This window comes from Mycobacterium sp. TH-M82 (genome assembly GCF_057473605.1).
This window is the reverse complement of the sequence record NZ_JBYCKY010000670.1, coordinates 1-3,708: the sequence shown is the minus strand read 5'-3', so window position 1 is coordinate 3,708 and position 3,708 is coordinate 1. Positions and strand designations below refer to the sequence as shown.

Genomic DNA, 3,708 nt, shown 5'->3' with positions numbered 1-3,708 from the left:
TCAATGTCTTTGTCCTGCAACCAGTTCGCGACTTCGTGGTTGATGAATTCGCTACCGCAGTCCGAATCGAAGGTGGTCATAGCGAACGGGAATCGCTCGACCAGCTCCTCGACGCCCTCCACGATCCACTTGGAGGCGTTGTTGCGGATCGAGGCGTTCTCGGTCCAGCCGATGACCACGTCGGTCATGGTCAAGGTGCGGGCGAACTCGCCGATCAGTGTCGGGCCGCAGTGCGCCACGGTGTCGGCCTCGATCACCCCTGGGACCTTGGGCGCCTCATCAGCGCAGGTGCGGATGGAAATCGAATTCCGTAGCAGCGGAGACGGTTTCGTCGTCGAGATGCCCTTGATGCGCATCGCGTCCCGGGCGGGTTTGAGGTAGCGGTCCACCGTCGCCGCACTCATCGTCTTCAGCTCGGTCAATGCCTGCCCGGTGGCGAACGGCTTGTCCAAGTCACCGGCCTCGGCCAGCAGCGGCAGCCACAGGCCGAGCATGACCACCAGGTACTTGCCGCATGGCATGTCCATCAACGCCCACACATGCTCGAGCAGCGCCCTGGCGTCGTCGCTGAAGCCCCGCGGCCGCAACGATCGCCTGTCGACCTGCTCGGCCGGATCCACCAGTCTCGGGCCGGTCAGCATCCGCCGGGCCGTCGAACGGCCCATCCCGGTGGTGGCCACCACCCGATCCAGGATCTTGGTCTTGTCCGCCTTGCACGCCTTGCCGTACTGACCTCGCAGTTTGTTGGTTACCTGCCGTCTTGCGGCCATGTCGATCTTGCCCTCCATACCGGGCAAGCCTTCCGCGCTACGCGCTCAAAATAGCTGAGGCATCACCACCGGCCACGCGCTCAAAGTAGGTGAGGCACGCCGGATGATGCCACGACGCGCGCGGGCCGCCTTACGCTTAGCGGGTGGAAGAGGCAACCAAAACCGACATCCTCGCCGCGCTGGATGACAGTGGGAAGCGGTTCGTGTCGATGGTCCGGGGGCTCGATCCGGATCGCGCCGCGCGACCGGTGCCTGGGCTCACCTGGACGGCGGTGGAAACCGCGGCGCACGTGGTAACGGTGCTCGGCAGGCTGCTTGGCGATCGTCGACGCGCCGCCACAGGCGAAGGGGTTGCCGAGCTGAACGCGACCTGCCTCTCCGAGTACACCGACCGAGATATCAACGATATCGCCGACAGGCTCGAGGCAAATCTGCGTACGGTGATCGACCGCGTCTACGCCAAAGTCGCCTTCGACCGTCAGTATCCCTTCCACGGTGGATCAACGATCTCTGGCGGTGGTGGGGCTCGATGGATCGTGTGCGAGCTGCTCGTCCACGGCTACGACATCGCCGCTGCAACCGGAAACGAGTGGGCGATACCGGCCGCAGAGGCATCCATCGCGATTCGTGGCCCTGCTGAGTCGATGAATCGGCTGGTTGAGGGCAAGACTTCTAACCGACACCGGGTCCGTCTGGGAGAAGACGACACAGTCGAGTTCGTCGCATCCTCGGGATCCCCGGCCGCCGGTGACGAGCCGATCGACGTAGAACCGGACGAGTTCCTCCTGGCTTTCTTCCGAAGGATGGAAGTATCCGATCCGCGTGTCGCGGCGGTTGTCGCTGATCTGCCGCCCCTCTGAAGCGCACAGCGCATCGCCACCGAACGCCACCACAACCCCGCGGGCCCCGCGAACCGGCCGGCGACGACGCCCCCTTCCAGGTCACGGCCAGCCGCGGGCGTTGTCCTTGAGCTTGTCGTTGAGGTCGGCGCAGAAGTCGGCCGAGGTCCCGGCGAGCAGGATGTAGTAGGTCTCGACCTTGCGCAGGTCGCCGTTGGTCGGGGTCTCCCAACTGCCGTTGCACATCGCGTGTTCCCCGCCGGCGCTGGCCCGGCGCCAGTTGGTCATGACGCACTGCTTGAACGCAGCGATACTGGCGTCGTTGAAGCCGCTCGAGCCGCTGCTCGAGCCGTTCGAGACGTTGCTCTTGGCGGCGACCAGCATCGCGCCGCCCCACTTGCCGTCGGCGCGCCGGTAGGCCCGCGCCCCGAACCCGGCGTTGTCCTTCTGGCAGGACAACCCCCGGCGCAGCAGCGAGAAGGGGGCCGCCAGCTCCTGGTCGGTGACCGAGGCGGCGGCGTTGATGAAGTTGGCGGCATCCGTGCCGTCGCCCTGCTGGATGTCCGGGTTGGCCAGGTCGATCAGCTGTTTCGCGATCCCGGCGCTGGCGCCGCCGCCGATGATCGGCCCGCCGCCGGAGGTCAGCGGGGGCAACGTGGCGGTCGGGTCGGCGTGCGCCACGGGCGGCGCGGCTGAAGCGAACAGCAACGACGCGGCGAGAAGTGCAACTGTCCTCAGGCTCATACGTCCTATGATCCGTCATCGCTCAGCAGCGCGTTGAGCACGTGCCGGGTCTGCAGCCGGATGTACTCGTCGACGGTGTAGGTCGGGCCGAAGTGCCAGTGCTTGAGCGCCCAGCCGTGCGCGATCAGCACGATGTCGAACACCGTGAGGTCGACGTCGACGTCGCGGAACACGCCGGCGGCGATCCCGTCCTCGATGGCCTTGCGCAGCGGCGCCGCGCTGGCGATCTCGAGCTCCTTGATCCGCGCGCGCCCGGCGGGTCCCAGCGTACGGCTCTCCCGGTAGGTCAGGACCACGCCGTCGAGGTTCTCGTCGACGATCTCGATGTAGCGGCGGATCCCCGCGGTCAACTGCCCGACGACGTCGTCGCCGGCCGCGGCCATCACCGGCGCCAGCTGATCGCGGAACACGTCGAGGATCCGCACGATCGTGGCCAGCAGCAGGTCCTCCTTGCCGCCGAAGTACTTGTAGATCAGGCCGACGCTCACCTCGGCCTCGCGGGCCAGGTCCTGCATGGACATCTGGTGAAAACCGTTGCGGCCCATGACCGCGACCGCGGCATCGAGCAGCTGGCGGCGCCGGGAGCTGGCCCGCGCCGCGCGCACCGCCTCCTCGACGGGCAGCTCGCTGTAGTCGACCGCCATGAGACGCCTCTAGATACCCAGGTCCTTGGCGATGATCGTCTTCATGATCTCGTTGGTGCCGCCGTAGATGGTCTGGATGCGGGCGTCGACGAACGCCCGCGACACGGCGTACTCCCGCATGTAGCCGTATCCGCCGTGCAACTGCAGGCAGCGGTCGGCGGTGCGCACCTGCAGGTCGGTGGTCCACCATTTCAGCTTCGCGGCCCGCGCGGCGGTCAGCTTGCCTTCCAGGTGTTCGGCCAGGCAGTCATCGAGAAACGTTCGGGCGATGTCGATTTCGGTGGCGAGTTCGGCGAGCACGAACTGGCTGTGCTGGAAGCTGGAGATCGGTGAGCCGAACGCCGTGCGGCCGCGCACGTAGTCCAGGGTCTCGGCCAGGATCGCCTCGGCGGCGGCCACGGCGCCCACCCCCAGCGCCAGCCGCTCCTGCGGCAGGTTGCCCACCAGCTGGTAGAAGCCCCTGCCCTCCTGCTCGAGCAGATTGTCCACCGGCACGCGCATGTCGGTGAAGGTGAGCTCGCTGGTGTCCTGCGCGTGCAGGCCGATCTTCTCCAGGTTGCGGCCGCGGCAGAAGCCGGGGGTGTCCGCGTCGACCACCAGCAGCGACAGCCCCTTGTGCCGGTCCGGCGAGGTGCGCACCGCGATGACGAACAGGTCGCCGCACTGCCCGTTGGAGATGAACGTCTTGGCGCCGTTGACCACGTAGTGGTC

General features: G+C 66.9%; 5 protein-coding genes and 1 pseudogene. 1 reads left to right on the top strand and 5 read right to left on the bottom strand.

Going from position 1 to position 3,708, the window contains the following annotated elements:
* Together AC2VON_RS19705 and AC2VON_RS19700 are read right to left on the bottom strand one after the other, a co-directional pair.
* Positions 1–356: integrase catalytic domain-containing protein (locus AC2VON_RS19705; protein ID WP_486954458.1), on the bottom strand; the 356-nt coding region annotated here is incomplete at its 3' end.
* Positions 357–380: 24 nt separating this feature from the next.
* Positions 381–665 (bottom strand): annotated as a pseudogene (locus AC2VON_RS19700) (integrase catalytic domain-containing protein); the annotation flags it as partial.
* A gap of 248 nt (positions 666–913) precedes the next feature.
* Here AC2VON_RS19700 and AC2VON_RS19695 point away from each other — a divergent pair.
* A complete protein-coding gene (locus tag AC2VON_RS19695) occupies positions 914–1,630 on the top strand; it encodes a maleylpyruvate isomerase N-terminal domain-containing protein (protein WP_407689035.1) in 717 nt (238 codons plus the stop codon).
* Between the two features lie 81 nt (positions 1,631–1,711).
* Here the strand turns inward: AC2VON_RS19695 and AC2VON_RS19690 are convergent, their stop codons facing one another.
* The 3 genes from AC2VON_RS19690 to AC2VON_RS19680 all read right to left on the bottom strand — a co-directional run.
* Positions 1,712–2,362, bottom strand: a complete 651-nt coding sequence (locus tag AC2VON_RS19690) for a hypothetical protein (protein WP_407689039.1) — start codon at positions 2,360–2,362, stop codon at positions 1,712–1,714.
* Positions 2,359–2,997 carry a TetR/AcrR family transcriptional regulator gene (locus AC2VON_RS19685; RefSeq protein ID WP_407689034.1) on the bottom strand — a complete coding sequence of 213 codons (639 nt, stop codon included), beginning with the start codon at positions 2,995–2,997 and terminating at the stop codon, positions 2,359–2,361. Before AC2VON_RS19685 ends, AC2VON_RS19690 begins: the two co-directional genes overlap by 4 nt.
* Before the next feature lie 9 nt (positions 2,998–3,006).
* On the bottom strand, positions 3,007–3,708 hold a 702-nt coding region (locus AC2VON_RS19680; protein WP_486954457.1), incomplete at its 5' end, for an acyl-CoA dehydrogenase family protein.

What these genes read in the sequence shown, in the direction of transcription:
- AC2VON_RS19685 (WP_407689034.1), bottom strand. Translation starts at nt 2,997, where the DNA reads ATGGCGGTCGACTACAGCGAGCTGCCCGTCGAGGAGGCGGTGCGCGCG.